Origin of the sequence: Streptomyces antarcticus, assembly GCF_026627255.1 — a bacterium.
GTDB lineage: Bacteria > Actinomycetota > Actinomycetes > Streptomycetales > Streptomycetaceae > Streptomyces > Streptomyces antarcticus.
Genome location: NZ_JAPNLM010000021.1, coordinates 24,179 through 48,768, shown reverse-complemented (window position 1 = coordinate 48,768; position 24,590 = coordinate 24,179). Strand labels below are relative to the sequence as shown.

Below are 24,590 nucleotides of genomic sequence, written 5' to 3'. Positions count from 1 at the left end.
GGCGGCTGCGACGGGTGGGGCGCGGTCGGGGTGGAGCGGCCGGTGGGTGGAGCGGCTGGCGGGCGGTGCGGCCGGTGGGTGGGCTACCTGTCAGAGGGCGGGCGGGAACCTGTCCCAGGCGCGGTGCTCGCCCAGGGCTGAGGTGATCGCCTGTACGGCCGCGGCGGCGCTGTCGCCGAGGGCGACGCCGGGTTCGTCGGCGGTGATGCCGGTGGTTTCGAGGAGGTGCTCCGCGCCGTTCCAGCCGCCGATGGCCTTGCCGTGGCGGAACGCCTCGGTGAGGAGGAGCAGGACGCGCGGGTCGCAGGCCGCGGGGGGCTGGGCCGTACCGGCCTTGGCGTCCCGGGCGCCGTAGGCGTCCGCGGCGGCCCGGGGTGCTCCGGCGAGCAGCAGCGCGTCGTATTCGACGGATCGGGCGGTGGCGAAGGTCCGCTGCACCGTGACCGGGTCGCCGTCGGAGCCGAGGGTCCTTCCGGTCGGGGCGATGACGAGGGGGACCATTCCGGCGTCCAGTACGGCCTGCCGTGCGGCTCGTACGCCGTCCAGGTCGGCGGCGGCGTCGGCGATGATGCCGATGACGCGGCCGTCCGTGGGCCAGGTGCCTCCCATCTGGGAGAGGGCGGGGCTGGGGTCGGGGGTGACGAGCGGCACGGTGGCCGCGGGAGCGGGAAGTCCGAGGCCGGTGGCTACTTCTTCGCAGAGCTGCGGATCGATGTTCGCCAGGACCTCAAGGGTGCGTTCCTTGATGGCCTGCTCGTAGCACTTGTTCAGTTCGAAGGTGTAGGCGGCGATGATGTGCTCGCGCTCGGGCGGGGTCATGCTGAGCCAGAACAGGCGGGGCTGGCTGAAGTGGTCGGAGAAGGAGGCGGGCGCCTCACGGACCTTGCTCGCCGCGGGAACTGTCACGGGCGTCTCGATGAACGCGCCCATGTCGGCGCCGGCGAGGAAGGGGCAGCCGCCGTCGAGGCTGTTCGGGTGGTACGGGGCCACGCCGGTGTGTACGGCGGTCTGGTGCATGCCGTCGCGGAGCATGTCGTTGACGGGGGCGTGCGGCCGGTTGATGGGGATCTGGCCGAAGTTCGGGCCGCCGAGGCGGCTGATCTGGGTGTCGAGGTAGGAGAAGAGCCGGCCGGCGAGCAGCGGATCGTCGGTGACGTCGATACCGGGGACGAGGTGACCGGGGTGGAAGGCGACCTGCTCGGTTTCCGCGAAGTAGTTCTTCGTGTTGGCGTTCAGGGTCATCAGCCCGATGGGCTGCACGGGGGCCAGCTCCTCCGGAACGATCTTGGTGGGGTCGAGCAGGTCGATCCCTTCGAACGTCTGCTCCGGGGTGTCGGGGAAGACCTGGATGCCCAGCTCCCACTGCGGGAAGGCGCCGGATTCGATGGCGTCGGCCAGGTCCCGGCGGTGGAAGTCGGGGTCGATGCCGTTGATCAGCTGGGCCTCCTCCCACACCAGGGAGTGCACGCCCAGCTTCGGCTTCCAGTGGAACTTCACCAGCACGCTCTCGTCGGCCGCGTTCACGAGGCGGAACGTGTGGACGCCGAAGCCCTCCATCATCCGGTACGACCGGGGGATGCCCCGGTCCGACATGTTCCAGAGGGTGTGGTGGGTGGCCTCGGTGTGCAGGGACACGAAGTCCCAGAACGTGTCGTGCGCGCTCTGCGCCTGGGGGATCTCCCGGTCCGGATGCGGCTTGCCGGCGTGGATGACGTCGGGGAACTTGATCGCGTCCTGGATGAAGAACACCGGGATGTTGTTGCCGACCAGGTCGAAGGTGCCCTCTTCGGTATAGAACTTCGTCGCGAATCCCCGGGTGTCGCGCACGGTGTCCGCCGAGCCCCGCGAGCCGAGGACGGTGGAGAACCGCACGAACACCGGCGTTTCCACGTCCTTGGCCAGGAAGGCGGCCTTGGACACCTCGCCGGCCGTGCCGTAGCCCTGGAATACGCCGTGCGCGGCGGCGCCGCGAGCGTGGACGACCCGCTCCGGGATCCGCTCGTGGTCGAAGTGCATGATCTTCTCGCGCAGGTGGTGGTCCTGCAGCAGCACCGGCCCGCGGGCCCCCGCCTTCAGGGAATGGTCGGTGTCGGGCAGCCGCGCGCCCTGAGCGGTGGTGAGGTACGCGCCGCTCTGTGCCCTGCGTGTCTGCTCGGCTCCGGTGGCCTGACCGGTCGGGCTCACGGTCTCCGGCCCCTCCTGGTCCGCCTTCGGCGGCAGCGGCTCTGCGGGCTGCATCGGCTCGGCCACGGGCGGCGGCACGGACGCGGGCTTGCCCGGCAGCCCGTCTCCCTCTGCACCCGTGGTGGCTTTGTCGTGTGCTGCGCTCATGCTTCTCTCCTCAGGGTCCGCGGAACGTCTCGGTCATGACCGCAGAGCCACGGGCTCGGGCGGGCTCGCGTTGTCACGCCCCTTCACGGGGGCCATGGCGCCTGCCCGGCGCAACGAGCGGCCGGGCACCGCGTTCGCCGCCTACCCGCTGCGGAGGGAAGAACCCGTCCGCAGGTGAGAAAGCTCCCAGCTCGGAAAAAACGGCTGAAAAGCCACACGCTCCGTCCGCCGCGAAGGTCCGCACCTGATGGACCACCGTATGGACGGTCGCTCCTTCTTTCAGCCCCCCACAGGTGTTGGTGCAGCTTCGCCCACCACACGGTCCGGCCCGCCGCATGTCCGCGTGCTGTCGGTCGATCAGACGGAAGCGGGCTGGGGGTGGGGCTGGGGCTGGGGCAGTTGCGCCTGTCCGAAGAGGAGGGCGTAGCCGTCGGGGAGCCGCTGGAGGATGCGGGCGAGGAGGTCGGGGCCGGCGAGGGCGGCGACGGGAGCGAATACGGCGCCGGTGTTCCAGCGGGCGACGGCCGGGCTGACGCCGGTTCCTGCGGCCAGGTCCTTCACGAAGCCCCAGCCGGTGAGCTGTTCGGCGTCGGGAGCTGTGGAGGTCAGGGCGAGGGCCGCTTCACGGGGCAGGCGCCGGGCGAGGTTGACGCGTTCGTCTCCGGCGATCTGTCGGCCGAGGGCCGCGAGGACCGCCCGGACGGCTTCGGCGGCGCGTTCACGGGTGGGGTATGCGCCCTCGTAGCGGACGCGTTCGAGCATCTGATCGAAGGTCATGGCGGGGACGGACCTGTCCGGTCGAGGCCGGTCGTACATGATGCTTCGGGTGCCCTTCTGCGCCGGAAACGCTTCGTGTCGGATCGGCATCACGTCACCTCCGGAACGGAGTGAGGGGGTAGGGGACGAGGGGGGGGTGGGTGTGTGGCTGTGTGGGTGGACTGGGAGACGCGGAGGACGGGGTGCCGGAGGGGGGATCGGGACCCGGTCCTCCCCGTCCTCCGCCGGCGGCGCGGGGGCTCAGCCGGAGATCTGCTCGTGCCCGTCTGTACGGCCGATGCTGACCTTGCGCGGCTTGGCGCGTTCGGCGATCGGGATGCGCAGGGTCAGGACACCCGCGTCGTAGTCGGCCCGGATGCGCTCGGTGTCGAGCGTGTCGGCGAGGACGACCTGGCGGGAGAAGACACCGAGGGGCCGCTCGGAGAGCTCCATCTGCACGGTGTCCGCCTTCGCGGCCGGACGGCGCTCGGCCTTCACCCGCAGCATGTTCCGCTCGACGTCGATGTCGATCGCCTCGGTGCTCACGCCGGGAAGGTCGAAGGCGATCACGTACTCGTCGCCCTCGCGGTAGGCGTCCATCGGCATGACGGACGGCTTCGACCAGGTCCCGGACGCACCCGACAGCTGCTGGACGATCCGGTCCATCTCGCGGAACGGGTCAGTGCGCATCAACATCGCGAAACACCTCCAGTTGGTTCGGGCAGAAACTGCCAATGCGCTTCAACGTGCATCCGTTGTAGCATGTCATCGAAACGATGACAAGAAAGATGTCACCTGGACGGTGACGGGTGAAGGAGACGCCGTGAATGACGTCAGCGAGTCGGCCGCACCAGTGCCGTTCCATGCCGCGTCGGCCGCCCTGGAAACCATCGGGCAGGCCCTCGGGGACGCCCGGCGCTCCCCCGTGGAAACGCCAGCGGCCGAGCCGGACAGCCAGCCGGGGCCCCACCCGGCCCTCACCGCGCTGCAGGTACTGCGCGAGGTGCGCGAAGAGCTCGCAGGCTGGGAGAGCGGCCTGATCGAAACGGCCCGCCGCCACGGCGCGAGCTGGGCCGACCTCGCCGGACCCCTCGGAGTCGCAAGCCGCCAGGCCGCCGAACGCCGCTACCTGCGCCTGCGCCCCGGAACCGCCGGCTCAACCGGCGAGCAGCGCGTCCAGGCCACCCGCGACACCCGCGCCGCCGACCGGACCGTCACCGCATGGGCCCGCGACAACGCCGCTGACCTGCGACGGCTCGCCGGCCAGATCACGGCCCTCACCGACCTACCCGCAAGCGCGCACGACGCCGTCGGCGACCTCGACCGGGCGCTCGGCGACAACGATGCGGCCGGTCTCGTCCGGCCGCTGACCGACACCCGACCCCACCTGCGCCCCGAGGACTCGGCCCTCGCCGACCGCATCGACGACATGACCCGGCACACCGCCCAGCTCCGCCAGAACAGCCACGAGCAGCGCAGCACCTGACGGGACCGGCGAATCACCGGCTGCCGGGCCACGCCCGGCCCACCCACACGTACCCACCGGGTTGCGGCGGTGCCGCCGGGCTAGGAACGGGCACAGGACGGCACCGGTGCCGGTGCCGGTGCCGGTGCCGGTGCCGGTGGCACGGTACGGAGGATCCGGGCGGAACCCCGGTCCCCCCTACGGACAAGCCGCCCCGGGCGCCGCCTCAACCGCCGCTGCGCTTGCCGGGCGGGTCCTGGGGGTCCACACCCGTCGCGGCTGAAGCATCCTTCGTTCCGCTGGGCCGCTGGGATCGGCCTCGTGGGCCGGTGTCGTGCATCCCCGTCTCCTCGGAGCCCTTGCTCTGGTCCTCACCACGGGTGCCGTGGCTCTTGACGGGCTTGCCGTGGGGATTGCCGGCTTCTTCCTTGGAAACCTTCCGGCCGGGGCCCTTGGCCGGCGCGTACTCGTCCGGGTGGAAGGACCGGTGGGCACTCGGGTTGTCCTGCTGGGTGGTCTCGTCCACGTCCGGCGACCAGCCGTGCTGGTTCGTGCCTTTGTGAGGGCTCGGGCCCTCACCGTGGGTGGGCTGGGACGGCTTCGGCTGCTTGCTCATGGCCTGGCCTGCTGTCTGAATCGGGGCGGGCGCACGGTGTTCTCGCCACTACCGCTGGTAAGTCAATGCTCCCACCGTTTGTACGAGCGGTCGCGTCGTCCGCCTGAGGCCCCGATGCTCGCCGCACCGACGAACGGAACACGTTCCTCAGTCGGGCCGCAGCCCGCGGCCGCCGCCCTCGCGGCCCGCGAGGAGGCCTGACGGCACGGTCGTACCTCTGTTCGCATCGGGCGACCGCCGCCGCGGGTCCCGGCTGCGGGCAGACACCCGTACCGCATGGGGCCGCCCGCCGTGGATAGCGGCTCCTCCCCCCTCCTCGCTGACCCGGATACCCCTCACCACAAGAGCCTGCGCAAACCACGCAAACCTCCTCAGAGGTCAGTACGCTTGGCAGCCGATTTCCTGACCGGTCCCGGAGATCGCGATGAGTCTGCCCCGCCCGGAGAGTCTCACCACCGCTATCGCCCCATCACAGGAGGAACGCGTGGCTCAGCTAGTGAGAGTCCAGAACTTCAACGTCTCGAGTGACGGCATCGGTGCCGGTGAGAACCAGACCCTCGAGAGGCCGTTCGGTCACGTCGAGCCCGCGAGGCTGTTCGCCTGGGCCGGCGCCACGGCGAGCTGGCCCATGCGCACCGACCCCGGCGGGAGCCGGGGCCTGGACGACTACCTCACGCGGGACTACGCGCGCAACATCGGCGCCGAGATCATGGGCCGCAACAAGTTCGGGCCCCAGCGCGGGCCCTGGCAGGACCATGAGTGGCAGGGCTGGTGGGGTGACGAGCCCCCGTTCCGCACCCCGGTGTTCGTCATGACCCACCACAAGCGCCCCTCGTTCACGCTGTCCGACACCACGTTCCACTTCGTCGACGGCGACCCGGCCACGGTCCTCGAGCAGGCCCGGGAGGCGGCACAGGGCAAGGACGTCCGACTCGGCGGCGGGGCCACCACCATCCGGCAGTTCCTCGACGCAGACCTCGTCGACACCATGCACGTGGCGGTCTCGCCGGTGAGGTTCGGGTCCGGAGTACGGCTGTGGGAGTCCCCCGATGAGCTTCTCGACCGGTTCCATCTCGAGGTCGTTCCCAGCTCGAGCGGGGTGACGCACCACCTGTTCTGGCGGAAGTGACCGGTCGTCAGGGCTGACTCCGGGCGGTGCCGGGAGAAGTCAGCGGCTCGCCTCTCGCCTCCGCTCGCGCCGGAGTAGAAGTCGAACTCGCCGCGCCTGTGCCACTCCTGCGAGAGCGAGTCCGCCGTACAGGGCGACAGAGCAGACGGACTCGTCAGGTGACCCTCGGCCCCTGGAACTGATCTGCGGCCCTGCGTCTATCGTGCAGGGAGCGCAGATCAGTTTCCTCCAGTACCACCGGAAAGGACGCCCCCTTGACAGTCCGGCGCCAGCACCACGTCACCGTCACTGTCCTCGCAGCGCTGGGGGCCCTGTTCCTCGCCGGGTGTTCAGTCGCCAGCGAACCCGGCGACACGGCGGGGATTCCCTCCGCGCTGCCGGCCCCCGATCCCCACGGCGCCTACGCCGCCGAGGACGCGGTTCGCGCCGCGCAGCTCCAGCAGTGGGCGTCCATCAACGCCGAGGCGGGCCCCAAGGCGGCGGCCATCCACATCAAGGCCGTACAGGTCGGGCAGTCCGGCGAGACGCAACTGGTCTACCTCCACACCGACTTGCCGCACACCCGCGACGGCAAGCCGCCGGAGCAGACCGCCGAGCTGCTGGCCGTCTACGAAGCGTGGCCCAACCGCCCGGCCACAGCCCTCCGGATCGGGGTATTCGACGCCGACGGACACCGTGTAGGCACCACCGGAATCCCCGCCCCCACACCGCTGGGCACCTGACGCCGGTGCGGGCGCAGGAAGTCAGTGTCCGTGACGGTGCGCCTCGCCCCAGCTCGGGCAGCCGCTTTTGTTCATCGTGCTGCCGTACGCGGGCAGGCCGCCGGATGCCCGGGGTGCGCCGGGACACGGGACGAAGCCGATCTTCGTCGACGTGGAGGGGGCGTTGGTGGTCACCTCGGTGAGCTGCCTGCCGCGTCGAAGTCCTGTTTGCCGGAGCCGTCGTTCGCGCTGAGCGTGTAGGTGCCGTTCCCGTTCTGGACCAGCTTCGCCTTCACCCCGCCGGAGGCGGTGAGCCCGGAGGAGGAGTTGGTGAACAGCCAGGTCGTCCCGGCACGTCCGTAGTAGGTGACGGAGCCTTCCTCGTGCACCACCGGCGCCACGTCGTACGGCGTCAGCTTCCACCCGAAGCCCGCGGCGGCCTTCGCGCCGGTGGCGTCGGTACCGATGGCGGCGCTGTTGCCGGCTACCCCAGAGCGGTGTCGGCGTCGGCGCAGGGCAGGGTGAGGTCGCCGGTGGTGACGAGCAGGTTGCCGGTGCCTGCGTCGACCTGGACGCCGACGTTGTCACGGCGGCGAACTTTAGCCGCGTGGCGCCCGGCGGTGACCGTTCCCCCACGCGACGAACGCCGACCCAACGGCAGTCAGCCTCATCGTCCACGCCCGCACCCTGACGAAGCCGTTGCGGAATCGGCACGGCCCGTCGTGCGCGGGAGGCCGGCCCGTCGGTCGGGCGCCCGTGCCGTGACCAGGATCGTTCACCGGGTCGTGTCAGCGGAGCAACGCGTGCCGATATTCGTTTCGTGCCGTCCGGGAGGCGCCTTACCGTGGCGCGGTGACGACTCAGATGATCATTCTCAACGGTGGCTCCAGCTAGGGGAAGTCCGGGATCGTACGGTGTCTGCAGGCCGTGCTGCCGGATCCGTGGCTGGCGTTCGGATGCGATTCGTTCATCGACGCCATGCCCGCGAAGATGCAGGCGTCGGACGAGGGAATCGTGTTCGCGGCGGACGGCGGGGTGAGCGTCGGGGCGGACTTCCGGGTGCTGGAGGCGGCCTGGATGGACGGGGTCGTGGCGATGGCCCGCGCCGGCGCCCGCGCCAGGGTCATCATCGATGACGTATTCCTCGGCGGCGTGGCGTCCCAGCGGCGGTGGCAGAAAGCGCTGGGCGGGCTGGACGCGCTGTGGGTCGGCGTCAGGTGCGAGAGTGCGGTCGCCGCAGGCCGTGAGGTCGCACGAGGAGATCGCGTCCAGGGGATGGCCGCGTCGCAGGCGGATGTGGTTCACGAGGGTGTGCTCTATGACCTGGAGGTGGACACGGCGCGTACCGAATCCCTGGCGTGTGCGCGAACCATCGCCGCCCACGTCAGCTGATCGCCGGGTCGGCCCCCGGCTGCTCGTGAGGCCGCTCGAACAACCGGCGACCCGGCAAACGTTGCCGGTCAGCGCGCTGGGTTGCGGCCACGCCCTTGGCGGCGGGGCGGGCCAGCGGGTGAGTGTGCCAGGGGTACGGCGTTGCCCCGCCTCCCGGGGGAGGCGGGGCAACGCCGTCGCTCAGGCCAGTGGCGCAGGCCAGTGGCTCAGGCCGTGGTGCGGCGCCGGCGGCCGGTGCCGGCGACCAGGGCCGCGCCCATCGCCACGGCAATGCCCGCACCGCCGAGGGCCCAGGAGGCGGCCGGGTCGGTGCCGGTGGCGGCGAGTTCACCACCGGTGGGGGCGGTGGACGTGCCGGTACCGGTGCCGGTGCCGCTTCCGGTACCGGTGTTGATCGGGGTCACGCCGCCGTCGGGCTTCGGCTGGTTGCCAGTGCTGCCGCCGTTGCCGGTGTTACCGCCACTACCCGTGTTACCGGTGTTACCGGTGTTGCCGGTGTTGCCGGTGTTGCCGGTGTTGCCGCCATTGCCGCCATTGCCGGTGCTGCCGCCGTTGTTGGTATCGGCGGCAACGATCTTCGTCAGTCGGGCCTTGGAGCGCGACTGGACCATCGAGTTGTTCTCCTCGTCGAACGGCCCGCTCCCCCAGACACGGATACTGAGGTCGCCCTTGGGCGCGTCGGCGGACACCCGGATCCGGACCTGGACGTCGAACGCCTTGCCGCCGCCAATCGGCCCGGAGGCGAGGTCGTAGCCGAAGCTGTCGACGTCGCCGATCCTGTCGTACGTCGGGTGCCAGCCGAGGACCCCGTTCTCGTCCTTGCTGTAGACCTCGACCTGGACCTGGTCGCGGTTCATCCCGGCCCGCTCCAGATGAATGAGGCTCAACCCCAGGTCGAAGGCCTTCTGGGCGTCCTTACCGGTGTTGTCGACGTGGACGCTCACCTGCGACCAGCCGCCACCGGCCGTGATGGAGCCGGGCACCTCACTCACCGTCAGGGCGGGCCCCTCGGTGATCGTCGGCCCCGACTCGCCCCCGTCCTCGGCGCCCTCGATCTTCGACTGGTACCAGGATCCGGGAGACGCGCTGACGACCGAACCGTCACGGCTGGTGCCGTCGGAGTACAGCTCGAAGGGCACGACCGGGGTGTCGGCGGCGAAGCTGATCCGCACCTCCACCGTGTAGTTCGCCTCGGCGGCCACGGAGGCGGTCTTGCCGAGGTAGTACTTGAACCCGGGGCCCATGCTCTCGGCGGTGACGGCCTTGACGGGCTGCCAGGTGCCGCCGACCAGCCGCTCGACCTCGACCTGCGAGGTCGTGAAGTCGCCGTCCCACTGCATGATGTTGAGGCTCGGGGTGTAGTTCGGGACGGCGCGGTGACCGGCGTTGTCGACCTCCACGGTCAGCTTCGTCCAGCTGCCGTCCTTCTTGAATCCGTCCTTGGGTATGCCCTGGACGGTGACTTCCGGGCCCATCAGGGTGCTGGTGGGCTGCTCGTACGCGTCGTCGGAGGCCTTCTCGGCCGCCTTCGACGCCGTCTGGCCCGCGGGCTTCTGGGTCTCCGGCTTCTGTACCTCGGACTGCTTCGCCTGCGCGGCGGGCGCCTGCGCGGGCTGGTCCGCGGGCTTGGCCGCAGCCGCGGGCGCGGCGTCGCCCTGGGGTTCGGTGTCCGGGACGGTCACTGCGGGCTGGACGGCCTCGTCGGCCATGGCGGGCGTGGTCATGAGCATCGTCGGGCCGACCACCGCGGCCGCGGCCACTGCGGCGAGACGCTTGTTGAGCTTCACTGCTGGTTCCCCCTCTATTTGAACCCGCTCAGATTATGAGGTGAATGCTCCTTCAACCCTCGGGGGAGATCACAGCTTGGCGTCTATTCCGCCGGACCTCTTGCCCACTTCCGGGCATACACCGCGCCACGGACACACACATCAGCGGACCGGGCTGAGGGAGGGGGTAACGGTGGAGGTGGAGGTGGCGGCGGCCCACGACGCAGCCCGCAGCCCGCGTGGTCAACGGCTGCGGGAGGTGACACGGCTGGGATGCGTCGCGGATCGCGTACCGCGCATGGGTAACCCGCCCCGGTCAGAGAGTCAGCAGCCGAATGAGCAAGGCCAGCAGCGTGCCCACTGCGAACAGCGCTCCCAGGAGGGTGAACAGCATGTCGACCGTCGTGACGTCCCACCCCTGGATCGCGAACCGGCGCGGGTCTTCCGGGTCGTATCGGATCACGACGGAAGTGCCCACGCCGAAGCTGCTTGCGATGGAACCCCGGCCGAACCTGGACGTGTGCTCGCACTCGCGGCCGTCGCGCGTCGTCCAGACTGCGACCGGGTGGTAGTACGTGGCGCCTTCGTCGCGACGCGTCACGACGTGGCGGACGATCCGCCCCTCGGCGGTCACACCTGTGCGGCGGAGCGCGGCGGCACGGCGGAGTCCGTACACACCGAAGGCGAGGAAGAGCACGCCGATCGTCAGCGGGATGAGCGAGAAGAGCCATTCGCGTTGCATGTGTTGTGCGACGCATGAGCGGGGGCCTCGGTTGCGCGTGGTGCGTGCGACAGCCGCATCCCTGACTCCCCGTCGTCACTGATCAGGCGGTCCGATACGTCGGGCCGATCGCACTACGGCCGCAGAATGTGATCTTGCCGCGCCCGCCGACAGGGCAGTCGTTCCGCACGCGGGGCGTGACATTCAGGGCCCGTACTTGATATCCGCACCGCCGCTGGCCTCGATCAGCCAGGTCAGCGAGTCACTACCGAATGGCCATCCGGTGGTGGCCACCTGCACCCAGCCGCCGCCCGATTCATGGGTACCCACGTGCCACCACCACCAGCTGCGATCCTTGCCGGCCCCTTCCTCGGTCGGGTCGAAGTGGTCCAGCCAGCTCGAGAGTGTCCACGGTTCCTCGCTGATGGCCTCCTTCTGCTCCGGCGTCATCGCACGCCACTGCCGCAGCCATACGTCGGCGTCGAAGGACTCGTCGTACTCGGGCGCACATCGCTCGACGAACCACGCCGGCAGCAGCTGCGGCCACCGCTCATCTGCGGGCCAGTCGCGCATCTCCTCGACCACACACGTCAATACCTCACGCGCATTCGCGATGACCTGGGCCGGATCCTCGGCGGCGAAACGGGCGCGAACGAGAAACGTCAGCCGCTGGTCGTCCTCGGCTCCAGGTCCGGATCGAAGGCGCCGTAGCTCGCCCTTCACGCTCTCCATGACGGAGAAGTGTGCACCACCACCGGCCCGTCGACCAGGCCGTCACCACATGGAAGCCGCACATGTCCCTGCCGGGACGACGACTTCTTTGCGACCGCGGTCTACGAGGTGCCGCCCGCGCTGTACGGCGAGGCAAAGTGCCATCCCGCAGCTGGAGTTCCATGAAGGCCTGGACTACCAGATCGGTGGATTCCTCCCATGGGACTGAGCTTGCCGGCCCGGGGATGCGCCGGGGCTACCGCCCGGTCGTTCCGGCTCCCCGCCGGCAACTGCTCCCACCGCTCGCTCCGGGTGCCCCGTTCGCGGCCGCCGGGTGGGGCGGTGAGGGCGGCAAGGAATCACGGGACCAGCGGACGGGGCCTTCGGTGAGCCAGGAACCGTCGCCCAGCGGCTCCACGTCGTAGGGGTGGGCCGACTCGACGGTCATCTCGCCGCTGATCGTGCCCGTGCGCACGTCGATCAGATGGTGGCGGAACCACTCCTCCCCGTCCTCGGTCTCACTGCCGAGGACGACCACAGCCGTGTCCGGGGTCAGATAGCCGCCGCTCCATTCCACGAACGTCTCCTCCGGGTCGTAGCCGAAGGCTTCGACGGGGAGAGTGAAGAGCACGGCGCCGCTGGGGTGGTGGTGGAAGGCGATGTCCGCCTGCCCGTGGTCGACGGTCATGAACTGCTCCCCGCCTGGCGCCAGGTCGATCAGGCAGCGGTCCGACCACGGGTACGTCACGAACTCCACCTCGCCGTCGGTTCCGGCCGCCGTACCCCGGAGAATGACGGAGCCGTCCTGGCCCTCACCGATGTCGAGGTAGATGCTGCCGTCCACGGGGTGCACGTGGTGACCGGCGCCGTGCCCGACCGTCTCCAGCTCCTGACGGGCGAGGACCGCCCCGGTGTCGGCGTCGTACACGACCCACTGGTCGCCGCCCCCGCGTCCCGCCATCGCGTCCGGCCGGTAGATCCACACAGTCCGGCCGTCCAAGGACATCGCACAGCCAGGCCGGTGGCCGTGGCGCACGTCGGAGTGGGGCTCGAAGGTCGACGTCCACACCGGCTCACCGGCGCGCGTGAGGCAGACGGCTCTGTTCAGAGTCGTGTACACGGCTCGCTCCAGATCGGGCCGGACCACCGAACTCACCACCTCGTCACCGGCCCGCGGCCGGAACGTCGCGGCGGGCTCCAGCAGGCCGAAGGTGCCGGAGTCGATCACGTAGGCGTGGATCCGCCCGTCTCGGTGTCGGGTGATGACCTTCGGAACCCGGGCAGGAATCATTGGCCGAGGCTAACGCCCGGCCCGAGCGCCCGACGGATGGGGCTGGCGTTCACGATCCTGCCCGTGGTGACTGCGTCCAGCAGGGCGGGGGCGGACGGTGTCGGCAGGCCGCGCAACACTCTCGCGATCAGGGCTGCACTGGGCTGAACCAGTCGCCTGTAGTCGCGGGCGGGGCTCCGGTCAGAGTCGCTGAAGGACGTCCAGGTCCGACGAGGCGTACTGCTCCAGCAGGGCGATCCGCCGCCTGCCGCCGCGCCGGATGAGCCGGACGGGCTCGAGGCCGATCGGGCACCGGGCGGGAAGATGGTTGCGGCCATCCGGAGAAGATGTGGATCCCCGGGTGTGAGGTCGGTTTGGGCGGGCAGGCGCTCTTCAGCGAGGCGGCCGTACCTCCCGCATTTCGGGGAGTGAGCGGCCATCCAATTCACTGATTTCGGAGGGGACTTCGTATGACTGAGAACGTGTGGGGTTACCGCGAGACGTCCGGTCGTCTGGCCGGTGCCGATCTGACGGGCTACAAGGTCGAGGCGACGGACGGCTCCATCGGGAAGGTCGACAAGCACTCCGACGAGGTCGGATCCTCGTACATCGTGGTCGACACCGGTCCGTGGATCTTCGGCAAGGAGGTCCTGCTGCCCGCCGGCACGATCAGCCGGGTCGACGCGGACGATCAGAAGGTGTACGTGGACCGGACCAAGGAGCAGATCAAGAACGCTCCGGAGTTCGACAAGGACAAGCACCTCGGCAACGAGGACTACCACCGCGAGGTCGGTGGCTACTACGACGGTCCGCACCGCGTCTGACCGGCACGCACCCGTAGGGCCCCGGGCGGGGGCGACGGCCACTCGGCTGTCGCCCCCGCCCTTTGCCGGATCCCGCCCCGCGCGGGATCCGCGGCGGCCTCGCCGACCGCATGGAAGTCCGGTCCGGCCCCGGCGGCGAGTCCGTCACCACGTCGTTCGCGGCCCGTCCTCCACACCGTGATCACCCAGTCCGACGGACCGGATGTTCGCCGAACGGTTCGCGGCCGGCCGACCCCCAGGACGACATCGTCGTACTCGTCGCCCGCCTGCGGCCCGTGCCCGATCCGGCCCCGGCCCCGGCCTGGCCGTCCCAGCCTGACCCGACCTGACCTGACAGCTACGTCACGACCTGTTCTCCCCTTGCAGCGGTGGGCGCCTCAAGACGGGGTGCCCCAGGGAAGAAGGCTTCTCGTCGCCTCCTCTCATGGGGTAGGCGCTGCACACGTCGTGCGGGCCCCGTAAAGTCCGGGGACGGGCCCGTCCGCTGGAGACGCGCTCCCGGAAGCTGGAGTAGGCCCGCATGGACAAGTTGGCAGAGGGAGCCGAACCGCAAGCCTCGTCGCCCCCATCCATATCGACGGCAGCCGCATTCGAAGGCACCGAACCCATCGCCGCGGCCCGGGATTTCGCGTGCTCGTTCTTGAAGGACGTACAGGGCGTGCACCTGATCCGGGTTTCCGAACGCGCGACGAGCGTGGTCGAGCTGGTGGTCAGCGAGCTGATCACCAACACCCGCAAATACGCGCCCGGCCCCAGTCGACTGGCTCTCCACGTCCGGGACGGCTGTGTGGAGGTGACCGTCTGGGACGGCAACCCGGACATCCCCGTGATCCTTCCGCCCGACCCCCGCCGGGTGGGCCAGCACGGCCTGGAGATCGTCGCGGCCGTCTCCAGAACCCTTCAGGTCCACCGCGAACCCGCCGGGAAACGGATCACAGCCACCATCGGCTTGGCCGACCCCCGCGTCTCGCAGGCCGACGACCAGCACCACTGACATCGATGCGCCCGGAACCGGGCGGCGGGCGCCGGGGCGCCGGCTCCGCCGGGCACGAAGGCACAGGGTGCGGGGTGCGGGGTGCGGGGTACGGGGTGCCTCGGCGGGACGCCGGCCCGCTCCCCCGCTCGGGCGGAGCCGCCGGGTTCCGTCAGCCGGCGTTTCGGCGGGGCGTACCCGGCTGCTGCTCGCTCACGTGGCTGCACGTGAGGCGGCCGCCGGTCACCGGGATGCCCATCCGGCGCAGGAAGTCGCGCGTGGGGCGGGCGGCCGACGTGCTGCGCCAGTTCAGTCCCGGATGGCGGGAGCGAAGGTGCGCCAGCGCCCTGTTGCCCAGACCTGCGGAGCGGAAGCGGTCCTCAATCTCGATGCCGGTGATCACTGCTTCGGCGCAACTGGGACAGATCCGGTAGCGGACCTGGCCCACGACCTTGCGGATGTGCACGAGGAGCAGGCACGACTCGGCGTTCCCGGTTTCGCGCGGGTGGTGGGAGGTCAGGAAGTCGATGTCGCGGTAGGCGAAGATCTTTCGGCGTAGCCGTTCGGCGAGACGTCGTCCCCGGCGCGCGTGTCTGCTCCCGTCGGGCCGCGGAGGCCGCTCGGCTGCTGCGGGGGCGGCAGGAGTCATGGTGCTCGCGGGACGCGCGTGTTGTCCGGGCATGGGCTACGTGTGCCCGGCGCACGACCCGTCATGCCGCCCGTTCCTCAGCATCGTGCGCAGTCCGCGTCCTGGCCGGCTGTTCACTTCTTTCGGCGATGGCGAGCCACCAATACGGTGGACACCAGCATGGCCAAGCACACCAGGAGGACGGGAAGGTGCCAGCCCTCCGGTATCCATTCACCCCTGGCTTGGGGCGAGAGCGCGAACTCGATCGACATGTCAGCTCCTCAAGAAGGAACTACGGGCACTACGGAAGTGCGACGCCCAGCTCATCGATGTCCGGACCGCGGTCGAGATGAGTTCTCTTTCTTTGTTCTCTTGATGACCAATGCGCCGATGAAGCACAGGGCTATGAATCCGAGCACCCACCCCGCGCTGGGGAGCTAGTCGTACCGTCCGCTCTCGGCGAGTACAGCCCCCATGGAATCCCTCTCATGTACGACGCCGGTTCGCGACGTCCTGGCACTCCCTGAAGTCGCCACCGGCGTCCACCGGTTGCCGCTGTCGTAGCTGTAGCTGTAGCTGTAGCTGTAGCTGTAGCCGGTCGTCTTGCCCGTCCGGTTGCTTTTACTCCACCGCGGCTCGCTCCGGTCGTCGGCCCGAGCCGTCGAGCAGGTTCCGGGGGGTTCCCTGGCGCGGCAGCCGCCGGTCTCGAAGTGCCGACCGGGCGGCCTCGGGTTCCCGTTCGCGCCGAGGCCGCCCGGCTCGGGGCGAAGACGGCCCGTACGCATCCCCGTTCGTCAACACGAGACGCCCCGCACCGCACGTCCGGGTGATACTTCGCCGCGCGGGTGCGTTCTGGCCGTTCGGGTCCGGGCGGGCGGCCAGAGTTGGTTCATGATCATGAACTCTGATGCCGGCTCGGACAACACCGAAGCTCCCCGATCCCCCGGCGATCCCGCGCCGGTGACCTCCCGCCGGCCTTCCCGCCGTACCGTCATCGCCGGCGCGGCCGCCATCGCCGGCGCCGGCGGGCTGACGGTCGCCGCCACCTCCGCCGGGACCTCGCAGGCCGTCCCGGCCGCCGCGGTCACCGACTGGGACGCGTGCCTGACGATCGCCCGGGCCATCCTCGTACGGGACGACCAGGACCGGCCGCTGGTGCCGCGCTACGCCGACATCCTCCTGAAGAACGGCCTGCCCCGCTCGCGCCGCCCCGGTAAGAAGGTGCTGATCGTGGGCGCCGGGCCGGCCGGCCTCACCGCCGCGCACCTCCTGCGCGAGGCCGGCCACCAGGTCACCGTCATCGAGGCCAACGCCAACCGCGTGGGCGGCCGGATCAAGACCTTCCGCACCGGCGGCCACGAGAACGCCGCCCAGCCGTTCGCCGACCCCAAGCAGTACGCCGAGGCCGGCGCGATGCGCATCCCCGACAGCCACCCCCTGGTCACCGGGCTGATGGACGGCCTCGGCCTCAAGCGCCGCCGCTTCCACCTGGTCGACGTGGACGGGGCCGGCCGCCCCGCCCACCGGACGTGGATCTACGTCAACGGCATCCGCGTCCGCCGCGCCGACTACGCCCGCGCCCCGCAGGCGCTCAACCGTTCCTTCGGGGTACCGCGGTCGTACGAGTCCGTCCCCGCCGCGCAGATCGTCCGCGCCGCCTTCGCCCCCGTGCGCGAGGAGATCGAGGGCAAGAAGGACCGGGCGCTCGTCGAGGGCTGGGCACGCATCATCCAGCGCTACGGCCACATGTCGATGTACCGCTTCCTGACCGAGGAGGCCAAGCTCGACGAGCGGACCATCGACCTGATCGGAACCGTCGAGAACCTCACCTCCCGCCTGCACCTCGCCTTCGTGCACAGCTTCATCGGCGCTTCCCTGATCAGCCCCGACACCGCCTTCTACGAGCTGCCCGACGGCACGGCCACCCTGGCCGACGCGCTGTACGCCCGCGTGAAGGACCTCGTACGGCTCGACCGCCGCGCCACCCGCATCACCCACGGCGGCGGCAGGGTCACCGTCGAGACCGTGTCCGAGGGCCGCGGCGGCAGCCCCGTACGGCGGGAGGCCTTCACCGCCGACACCGCCATCGTCACCGTCCCCTTCTCGGGCCTGCGCCACATCCCCATCAGCCCCGCGCTCTCCTACGGCAAGCGGCGTGCGGTCACCGAACTGCACTACGACGCCGCCACCAAGGTGCTCCTCGAGTTCAGCCGCCGCTGGTGGGAGTTCGACGAGGCCGACTGGAAGCGCGAGCTGGAAGCCGTACGGCCCGGCCTGTACGGGAAGTACCAGACCGGGCAGACCCCGGCGGACGGAACCCTGCTGGGTGCCCACTCCTCCGTGCCCGAGGGCCACGTCTCCGCCGGCCAGCGCTCCCACTACGCCGCCTGCCGCGTCGTCACCCGCGACCAGCCCGAGGCGGCCGGCGTCATCGGCGGCGGCTCGGCCACCGACAACCCCAACCGCTTCATGTTCCAGCCCTCCTACCCCGTCGAAGGCAGCGCCGGAGGCGTCATCCTCGCCGCCTACAGCTGGTCGGACGACGCCCTGAAGTGGGACTCCCTGGACGACGAGGAGCGCTACCCGCGCGCCCTCGCCGGGGTCCAGGAGGTGTTCGGGCAGCGCATCGAGGTGTTCTACACCGGCGTCGGCCGCACCCAGTCCTGGATGCGCGACCCGTACGCCTACGGTGAGGCGTCCGTCCTGCTGCCCGGCCAGCACACGGAGCTCTTCCCGCACGTCGGAAGGGCCGAGGGCAGCCTGCACTTCGCCGGATGCCACACCTCCATCAAGCCCGCGTGGATCGAGGGAGCCCTGGAATCCGCGGTGCGGACCGCCCTGGAAGTGCACACGGCGTAGCGGACGGCGCGCCCCGGGGGCGCCGTCAGCTCTCGGCGAGCACGATCAGCCAGTCCTCCTCGGAGAACCGGACCCGGCGCCGCTTGTCGGGGTTGACCACTACTCCGTAGTCGGGACCCGTGGTGCTGCGCGCCCGCAGCCGGTAGCCGACCGCGCATTCCCCGCGCCGCCGCGCCGACTCGACGGCGGTGGCGAACGAAACCTCAGAGCCGGCCCGGACGTAGTCCGCGGCCGGCTTGAGGTGGAACTCGTGGCCCTCCGCCCGGAACAGCTCCTCGAAGACCGCGGCGAGATAGGGGCTCTCGGAGATCTGCGTCATCAGGAGGCTGATCAGCCTGCCGCTCACGATGAAGTCGGCGCCGTCCCGGGCGGGCGCGAGGAGCCGGTTGCCGTCGGCGGACATCTCGGTGGTGAGCGCGAGTTCCCGCTGCGCGGCGTCCCCGATGGCCCGAAGGTGCAGCAGGGTGACCAGCGTCCTGTCGTCCGCACGGGCCTCCGGATCCGGCGCCGGAGCGAGGTCGGCAACGCGCGCGTCCGAGGCCCCGGCCCCGGTTTCGGCCCCGGTCTCGGTCTCGGCCCCGGCCCCGGTCCCGGTCCCGGTCTCACCGAGCACGATCACGCTGTCGTACGAGGGCACGTCCAGCTTGGCCAGGGTGAGCGGGTCGGTGGTGTCACCCTCGTGAAAGGAGACTTCGAGGCGGGACCGTGCCGCTGTGGCGGCTCGGGAGCCGCGCGTGGCCGCGTACGCGCCGAGCGCCACGACGTCCAGGGTGGTCCCCGGGCTCACGTACTGGTCGAGCTGCTCGATGACGAGCGGGGCGCGGCGGTTCCAGCCGAGCAGGAGGAGACGTTCGACCCGGGCGGTCCTGGGCCCGGCCGTCACGATCGCCTCCTCGTCGACGTGGGGGGCCACGTCCGACCGTACGGCCGTGTCGTCGTCCCGGGAGATGACGATGATCCGGTCGGCCGGGCCGAGCACCGCCCACGGATCCGGATTGAGGGTGACGCTCCCGTCGTCGTGCAGCAGGCCGACGGCCGAGGACGTGGCGAACGACAGCAGCGCCTCGCCGAACGTACGGCCCACGAGGCCCGCGGCGGCGACCGGGTAGAACTCGTCGCCCTCGAAGTCCAGCAACTCCGAGTAGACGAGCGAGAGGCCGGGCTGCCGGGCCGTCTGGACGAGGAGCCGGGCGACGATGTCGTCGACGCACAGGACGTGCCCCGCGGGCCCGGCGGCCAGCCGTGCGGTCACGTGGTTGCGGGAGTCACGGACGGCGGCGACCACCACCGCTTCCCCCTGTCCCGGCCCGGGGACGGCCGCGTCGAGGGCGAGGAGCGTCTTCACCACGTGGGCGTCGGCGCCGTCACCGGTGGGAGGCAGCACCAGCACCGACTTCGCGGTGCGCGGACTCACCCGGCACAGCCCGGTGGGGTCGGTGGTGCTCCCGTTGCGGCAGATGATCCGCGTCCTGCCGCTGTCGCCGACGCGCGTGGAGATCTCGTCCTCCATCCACACCTTGTCCCGCGGGGCGAGTACGGCGACGGCGGAGCGGCGCTGGTTCGCGTTGGCGGCCACCAGCTCGCCGATCACGGGAAAGATCTGGTCCGACCAGCCCAGTACGACGGTGTGCCGCGTCTCCAGCACGGTGGAGTGGCCGAGGCGCAGCGACATGATGCGCCGGTTGATGCCCGTGGTGATCAGGCTGACCAGGGTCGACACGAAGAGCAGCGCCACGAGCGCGAGCGATACCGAGGCCAGTACGTGGAGCGGGGAGCCGACCGCACCCCCGATCTTCAGCGTCTGCCCGACGCTGACCCAGACCGCGGTGATCCGGCCGGAGAGCGTGGCGGGAGCGGCCCGGTCGGACCAGACGAGGACCACACTGGCCGGAACGACGACCGCGAGGCAGACCAGGGCGAGCCAGCCGATGAGCGCGGTCGTTCCCCCGGAGACCAGGTGGTCGAACCGGTACCGGAGACGGAGCCGGAGTGACGTCGTGTGGTGCTGCGCCACGCAAGCTCCCGTACATGATGAGTCGACGCGCCGATCGGGGCGGCTGCCCGCCGCCCCCGGAGCCCACCCTAGGCAGATCGCTGCCGCCGCTACCCTCGAAGCCCGCAAGCCTCACTCAGAGGTATGAACGCGGCGCCGGACGGGCAAGTGCCATCGATAGGGCGCGACCAGGGCGTCGATGCTGTCGGGCCCCCAGCTCCCGCGTGCGTACGGTTCCACCGCCGGTGGCGCGTCGAGCAGCGGGGCGGCCACCTCCCAGAGCCGTTCGACGCCGTCGGACCGCGTGAACAGGGACTGGTTGCCGCGCATGGCTTCCAGCAGGAGGTGCTCGTACCCCTCCAGGAAGTTCTGTGCGGCGAACGAGGTGCCGTAGTTGAAGACCATGGCGGCGTCGGCCAGCCGCATCGACGGGCCCGGCTCCTTGACCAGGAAGTGAGCGGTGATGGAGCCGGGGTCGTCGAAGTCGATGACGAGTTCGTTGCTCCGGCCGTCCGCGGCGGCCCGCGCGTCCAGCGGGAACATCCGCAGGACCGGCTCGCGCAGGCCGAGCGTGACCAGGTGGCGGCCCTCGGCCAGGGCCTTGCCCGTACGCAGGTGGAAGGGCACCCCGGCCCAGCGCCAGTTGTCGATCTCGACCCGTAGCGCCACGAACGTCTCCGTGTCCGACTCGGGATCCACGCCCGGCTCGGCACGGTAGCCGGTGTACTGGCCGCGGACGACGTGCGCGGGGTCCAGGGCGCGCATGCTGTGGAAGACCTTCACCTGCTCGTCGCGCAGCGCGTCCGCCTCCAGGGCGACCGGTGGTTCCATGGCGACGAACCCGAGCAGCTGGAACAGGTGGGTGACGACCATGTCGCGGAACGTTCCGGTGCCCTCGAAGAAGCCGGCACGGCCCTGGATGTCGATCTGCTCGGGCACGTCGATCTGTACGTGGCTGATGTGCTCGCGGTTCCACAGCGGCTCGAGGAGACCGTTGGCGAAACGGAGCGCCAGGACGTTGTCGACGGCCTCCTTTCCGAGGAAGTGGTCGATCCGGAACACCCGGGACTCGTCGAAGACGGCGTGGATGGCGGCGTTGAGCGCGCGGGCGGACGCGAGGTCGGTGCCGAACGGCTTCTCCACGATGACCTTGCCGTCCTCGGCGAGCCCCGTCGCGCCGAGCAGGTCGATCATCGAGGTGAACGCGACGGGGGGCACGGCGAGGTGGAAGAGCCGGCGCGGCTTGCCCCCGAGGGTCGCCTCGGCCTCGCGCACCGCCGTCATCAGCGGGTCCGCCGCTCCCGTGTCGGCCGCGCCGAAGGACAGGGCGTCCGCGAACGCCTCCCAGTCCGGCCCCTCGGGCCGCGAGCGGCCGAAGCGCGCCACGGCCTGCTGCGCGTGGGCCCGGAACTCCTGATCGGTGAGGGCCTCCGCCGCCGGCGCGGTTCCGACGATGCGGTAGCGCCGCGGCATCAGCCCGGCTCGGGCCAGGTGGAACAGCCCGGGCAGCAGCTTGCGCCGGGCGAGGTCACCCGTAGCCCCGAACAGGACGATGATGTGGTCCGCGGGGGGTTCGGGAGACTGGGCCGGCTGCGCCATCGGGCATCCTCACTCGTCCGCGCCTGAGCGCTGCACCGGCACGGCCCGGCCCCGTGCCGGGTCCGCCGTCGCGGCGGTGGCCGTGCGTCCTCAAGCCCACTCTGCGCGCCCCCGGCCGATCCGGCACCCGGGCGCCCGGACCGGCCCGGGCGCCCGGGCCGGTCCGGGGCCCCACAGGTCCGCGGCCCCCGCCCGGGGTGAAAGAGGTGATGGGAGACTGGCGGACATGGATACCCGTCGCAGGAACAACGTCACCGTCGTCGGCCGTACGGACGGACCGGTGCTCCTGCTCGCGCACGGGTTCGGCTGTGACCAGAACATGTGGCGCCTGGTCGTCCCCGCGCTGGCCGAGGACCACCGGGTGGTGCTCTTCGACTACGTGGGTTCCGGGCGCTCGGACCCCGCGGCCTGGGACGAGCGGCGCTACAGCTCGCTGGAGGGTTACGCCCGGGACGTGCTGGAGGTGTGTGCGGAGCTGGACCTGCGGGATGTGACCTTCGTGGGGCATTCGGTCAGTGCCATGGTCGGGGTGCTCGCGGCCGCGAGGGCGCCGCAGCGGTTCGCCCGGCTGGTGATGGTCGCTCCGTCACCCCGCTACATCGACGAGGACGGGTACCGGGGCGGGTTCAGCGAGGACGACATCGACGAGCTGCTGGAGTCGCTCGAGTCGAACTACCTGGGCTGGTCGGCGGCCATGGCTCCGGTGATCATGGGCAACGCCGACCGGCCGGAGCTCGGCGAGGAGCTGACGACGTCGTTCTGCGCGACCGATCCGGGCATGGCGCGGGTCTTCGCCCGTACGACGTTCCTGTCGGACAGCCGCGAGGACCTCAAGTCGGTCACGGTGCCGACGCTCGTGGTGGAGTGCGAGCAGGATGTGATCGCCCCCCGCGAGGTCGGCGCCTATGTCCGCGACGCGATTCCCGGCAGCCGGCTGGTCACGCTGAAGGCGACGGGGCACTGCCCGCAGTTGAGCGCGCCGCAGGCCACCGCCGAGGCGGTCATCGAATTCGTCGGAGCGGCCCGGTGATGTGCCGCACCGGCCAGGACCCGGACGGGGAGCGTGACGTGGATGCCACGGACGCGGTGTTCACCTCGCTGCTGGAAGACAGCGCGGAGGAGCTGTACGAACAGGCCCCGTGCGGCTACCTCTCGACGCTGATGGACGGCACCATCGCGAAGATCAACACCACTCTGCTCGAGTGGCTGGGCCGGGACCGCTCCGAGGTGGTGGGCCGGATGCGGTTCACCGACCTCCTCACCGTGGGCGGCAAGCTCTACCACGAGACGCACTTCGCGCCGCTGGTGCGGATGAAGGGCGAGATCAGCGGTATCGCCCTGGACATCAAGGCCGCGGGCGGACAGCGGATGCCGGTCCTGGTCACCTCGAGGGTGAAGGCAAGCGGCGACGGCGAGCCGCTGCTGATCCGCACCACGGTCTTCGACGCCCGTGACCGCCGTGCCTACGAGACCGAGCTGCTGCGCGGCCGCCAGGCCGCCGAGGAAGCCCGCCGCGAGGCCGAGGAGGCCCACCGGGCCGCCGAGGAAGCCCGCCAGGCCGCCGAGGAAGCCCACCGCCAGGCGGAGGGGGCGCGCCGTCAGGCGGAGGCCGACCGCGAGCGGCTCCAGGAAGCCCTGGCCGTCCTCCAGCAGAACCTGCTGCCCGCCGCGCTGCCCGAGGTCCCGGGGATGGAAGCCGGCTCGTACTACCACACCGCCTCCCCGGACCTGCTCGGCGGAGACTTCTACGACCTGTTCCCGCTGGGTGCGGACCGGTGGGCGTTCTTCCTCGGCGACGTGTGCGGCAAGGGCCCGAAGGCCGCGGCGGTCACCTCGCTGACCCGCTACACCCTGCGGGCCGCAGCGATGCACGACCCGGACCCCGTCACGGTGCTGACCACCCTGAACACCGTGCTGCACGAGCGGTACAGCGGCGGCGGCGACCCCCGCTACTGCACCGCCGTCTTCGGTGTCCTGGAGCCGGAAGGCGACCACGTCAGCGTGCACCTGGCCTCCGGCGGCCATCCTGCCGCGCTGATCCAGCGCGCCGACGGCGCAGCCGAGTACCTGCACACTCCGGGCGGGATGCTGATCGGCATCCTCTCCTGGGCGCAGTTCACGCCCGCCCGCACCCGGCTGTCCCCCGGCGACACCATGCTGCTCTACACCGACGGCCTGACCGAGGCCCGCACCGGCCCCGCCCGGGAGCTCTACGGCGAGGAGGCCCTGCTCGCCTTCACCGGCGCCCAGCCGCCGGCGGGGCCGCAGGCCCTGGTCTCCGCCCTGAGCGGCCTCCTCGCCGGCTTCGGCGACGGCCTGGACGACGACACCGCCCTGCTCGCCCTCGGCGTGCCCGCCCCGCTGGACACCCCCACGAGTGAGACCTGAGATGAGCTCCCTGACGATCACCTCCCGAGACGCCGCCACCGGTCCCGTACTGGAGATCACCGGTGACCTCGACTACGCGACGGCGCCCGATCTCCGCAGGGCGGTCGACGGCCTGACCCTGGACGCCGGGCAACTTCTGCTCCTGGACCTGGCCGGTCTGGAGTTCTGCGACTCCAGCGGCATCACCACCCTGCTGGCGGCCCGCAACCTGGCCACCCGGCACAGTGCCGCCATCGCCCTGGCCGCGGTCCCCGCCAATACGGCCCGCATCCTGCGCATCGTCGGCCTGGACCGGGTCTTCACCGTCTATCCGGACGCAGCGGCGGCCACGGGATCCACCGGCCCCGTCGACCCCGCCGGCTCCGGCCCCGGCTCCGGCTCCGCAGGTCAGGGCGTGTCGCTGTCCCAGAGGAACGGGCCCCCGGGGTCGGTCGCGGAGGGCCTGTAGAACGCCCGGCCGCCGGGCCC

Annotated in this window: 24 protein-coding genes; 10 read left to right on the top strand and 14 right to left on the bottom strand. The window is 70.9% G+C overall.

Annotated elements, in window-relative coordinates; genetic code table 11:
• Window positions 1-90 precede the first annotated feature (90 nt).
• From OTB16_RS27435 to OTB16_RS27425, 3 genes are all read right to left on the bottom strand, one after another.
• Complete coding sequence (locus tag OTB16_RS27435; RefSeq protein WP_267723471.1) at window positions 91-2,331, bottom strand: catalase; 2,241 nt, start codon at window positions 2,329-2,331, stop codon at window positions 91-93.
• 357 nt (window positions 2,332-2,688) lie between these two features.
• Window positions 2,689-3,147, bottom strand: a complete 459-nt coding sequence (locus OTB16_RS27430; protein ID WP_267723559.1) for a DUF2267 domain-containing protein — start codon at window positions 3,145-3,147, stop codon at window positions 2,689-2,691.
• A gap of 201 nt (window positions 3,148-3,348) precedes the next feature.
• Complete coding sequence (locus OTB16_RS27425) at window positions 3,349-3,783, bottom strand: Hsp20/alpha crystallin family protein (RefSeq protein WP_267723470.1); 435 nt, start codon at window positions 3,781-3,783, stop codon at window positions 3,349-3,351.
• Between the two features lie 127 nt (window positions 3,784-3,910).
• On the opposite strand from OTB16_RS27425, the gene OTB16_RS27420 reads away from it, so the two are divergent.
• Window positions 3,911-4,573 carry an HSP18 transcriptional regulator gene (locus tag OTB16_RS27420; protein WP_267723469.1) on the top strand — a complete coding sequence of 221 codons (663 nt, stop codon included), beginning with the start codon at window positions 3,911-3,913 and terminating at the stop codon, window positions 4,571-4,573.
• A 205-nt stretch (window positions 4,574-4,778) separates the two neighbouring features.
• On the opposite strand, the gene OTB16_RS27415 is transcribed toward OTB16_RS27420, so the two are convergent.
• Window positions 4,779-5,168: a hypothetical protein gene (locus OTB16_RS27415; protein ID WP_267723468.1), complete on the bottom strand. Its 390-nt coding sequence runs from the start codon at window positions 5,166-5,168 to the stop codon at window positions 4,779-4,781.
• Between the two features lie 484 nt (window positions 5,169-5,652).
• On the opposite strand from OTB16_RS27415, the gene OTB16_RS27410 reads away from it, so the two are divergent.
• Complete coding sequence (locus OTB16_RS27410) at window positions 5,653-6,297, top strand: dihydrofolate reductase family protein (protein ID WP_267723467.1); 645 nt, start codon at window positions 5,653-5,655, stop codon at window positions 6,295-6,297.
• Between the two features lie 254 nt (window positions 6,298-6,551).
• A complete protein-coding gene (locus tag OTB16_RS27405; protein ID WP_267723466.1) occupies window positions 6,552-7,019 on the top strand; it encodes a hypothetical protein in 468 nt (155 codons plus the stop codon).
• A 170-nt stretch (window positions 7,020-7,189) separates the two neighbouring features.
• Here the strand turns inward: OTB16_RS27405 and OTB16_RS27400 are convergent, their stop codons facing one another.
• A complete protein-coding gene (locus OTB16_RS27400) occupies window positions 7,190-7,390 on the bottom strand; it encodes a hypothetical protein (RefSeq protein ID WP_267723465.1) in 201 nt (66 codons plus the stop codon).
• 92 nt (window positions 7,391-7,482) lie between these two features.
• Window positions 7,483-7,653 carry a hypothetical protein gene (locus OTB16_RS27395; RefSeq protein WP_267723464.1) on the bottom strand — a complete coding sequence of 57 codons (171 nt, stop codon included), beginning with the start codon at window positions 7,651-7,653 and terminating at the stop codon, window positions 7,483-7,485.
• A gap of 251 nt (window positions 7,654-7,904) precedes the next feature.
• On the opposite strand from OTB16_RS27395, the gene cpt reads away from it, so the two are divergent.
• The gene (cpt, locus tag OTB16_RS27390) at window positions 7,905-8,390 is read left to right on the top strand and encodes a chloramphenicol phosphotransferase CPT (protein ID WP_267723558.1); all 486 of its coding nucleotides are present in this window, start codon (window positions 7,905-7,907) and stop codon (window positions 8,388-8,390) included.
• Between the two features lie 206 nt (window positions 8,391-8,596).
• Here the strand turns inward: cpt and OTB16_RS27385 are convergent, their stop codons facing one another.
• The 4 genes from OTB16_RS27385 to OTB16_RS27370 form a co-directional block, all read right to left on the bottom strand.
• Window positions 8,597-10,177, bottom strand: coding sequence for a hypothetical protein (locus tag OTB16_RS27385; RefSeq protein ID WP_267723463.1), 1,581 nt, complete (start codon window positions 10,175-10,177; stop codon window positions 8,597-8,599).
• 295 nt (window positions 10,178-10,472) lie between these two features.
• Window positions 10,473-10,898 carry a DUF3592 domain-containing protein gene (locus OTB16_RS27380; RefSeq protein WP_267723462.1) on the bottom strand — a complete coding sequence of 142 codons (426 nt, stop codon included), beginning with the start codon at window positions 10,896-10,898 and terminating at the stop codon, window positions 10,473-10,475.
• Between the two features lie 183 nt (window positions 10,899-11,081).
• Window positions 11,082-11,609 (bottom strand): hypothetical protein, encoded by a 528-nt coding sequence (locus OTB16_RS27375; protein WP_267723461.1) that lies wholly within the window; start codon window positions 11,607-11,609, stop codon window positions 11,082-11,084.
• Window positions 11,610-11,844: 235 nt separating this feature from the next.
• The gene (locus tag OTB16_RS27370) at window positions 11,845-12,879 is read right to left on the bottom strand and encodes a hypothetical protein (RefSeq protein ID WP_267723459.1); all 1,035 of its coding nucleotides are present in this window, start codon (window positions 12,877-12,879) and stop codon (window positions 11,845-11,847) included.
• 449 nt (window positions 12,880-13,328) lie between these two features.
• Between OTB16_RS27370 and OTB16_RS27365 the strand changes: the two genes are divergently transcribed.
• Window positions 13,329-13,682 carry a PRC-barrel domain-containing protein gene (locus tag OTB16_RS27365; RefSeq protein ID WP_267723457.1) on the top strand — a complete coding sequence of 118 codons (354 nt, stop codon included), beginning with the start codon at window positions 13,329-13,331 and terminating at the stop codon, window positions 13,680-13,682.
• A 640-nt stretch (window positions 13,683-14,322) separates the two neighbouring features.
• Entirely contained in the window at window positions 14,323-14,676 is a 354-nt protein-coding gene (locus tag OTB16_RS27360) for an ATP-binding protein (RefSeq protein WP_267723456.1), read from the top strand.
• Between the two features lie 151 nt (window positions 14,677-14,827).
• Here OTB16_RS27360 and OTB16_RS27355 read toward each other — a convergent pair whose 3' ends face one another.
• Window positions 14,828-15,337, bottom strand: coding sequence for a hypothetical protein (locus OTB16_RS27355; RefSeq protein WP_267723455.1), 510 nt, complete (start codon window positions 15,335-15,337; stop codon window positions 14,828-14,830).
• 80 nt (window positions 15,338-15,417) lie between these two features.
• On the bottom strand, window positions 15,418-15,555 hold the full coding sequence (locus OTB16_RS27350) for a hypothetical protein (RefSeq protein ID WP_267723454.1): 138 nt from the start codon (window positions 15,553-15,555) through the stop codon (window positions 15,418-15,420).
• 619 nt (window positions 15,556-16,174) lie between these two features.
• Here OTB16_RS27350 and OTB16_RS27345 point away from each other — a divergent pair.
• Window positions 16,175-18,142, top strand: a complete 1,968-nt coding sequence (locus tag OTB16_RS27345) for a flavin monoamine oxidase family protein (RefSeq protein ID WP_267723453.1) — start codon at window positions 16,175-16,177, stop codon at window positions 18,140-18,142.
• A 25-nt stretch (window positions 18,143-18,167) separates the two neighbouring features.
• Here the strand turns inward: OTB16_RS27345 and OTB16_RS27340 are convergent, their stop codons facing one another.
• Both OTB16_RS27340 and zwf read right to left on the bottom strand, forming a co-directional pair.
• Window positions 18,168-20,156, bottom strand: a complete 1,989-nt coding sequence (locus OTB16_RS27340) for a CASTOR/POLLUX-related putative ion channel (protein ID WP_267723452.1) — start codon at window positions 20,154-20,156, stop codon at window positions 18,168-18,170.
• A gap of 111 nt (window positions 20,157-20,267) precedes the next feature.
• Window positions 20,268-21,734: a glucose-6-phosphate dehydrogenase gene (zwf, locus tag OTB16_RS27335; protein WP_267723451.1), complete on the bottom strand. Its 1,467-nt coding sequence runs from the start codon at window positions 21,732-21,734 to the stop codon at window positions 20,268-20,270.
• Between the two features lie 226 nt (window positions 21,735-21,960).
• On the opposite strand from zwf, the gene OTB16_RS27330 reads away from it, so the two are divergent.
• The 3 genes from OTB16_RS27330 to OTB16_RS27320 are packed head-to-tail and all read left to right on the top strand — an operon-like array spanning window position 21,961 to window position 24,570.
• The gene (locus OTB16_RS27330) at window positions 21,961-22,764 is read left to right on the top strand and encodes an alpha/beta fold hydrolase (protein WP_267723450.1); all 804 of its coding nucleotides are present in this window, start codon (window positions 21,961-21,963) and stop codon (window positions 22,762-22,764) included.
• Complete coding sequence (locus OTB16_RS27325) at window positions 22,764-24,122, top strand: PP2C family protein-serine/threonine phosphatase (RefSeq protein ID WP_267723557.1); 1,359 nt, start codon at window positions 22,764-22,766, stop codon at window positions 24,120-24,122. Before OTB16_RS27330 ends, OTB16_RS27325 begins: the two co-directional genes overlap by 1 nt.
• Window position 24,123: 1 nt before the next feature.
• Complete coding sequence (locus OTB16_RS27320) at window positions 24,124-24,570, top strand: STAS domain-containing protein (RefSeq protein ID WP_324290885.1); 447 nt, start codon at window positions 24,124-24,126, stop codon at window positions 24,568-24,570.
• The last annotated feature ends 20 nt before the right edge of the window (window positions 24,571-24,590 follow it).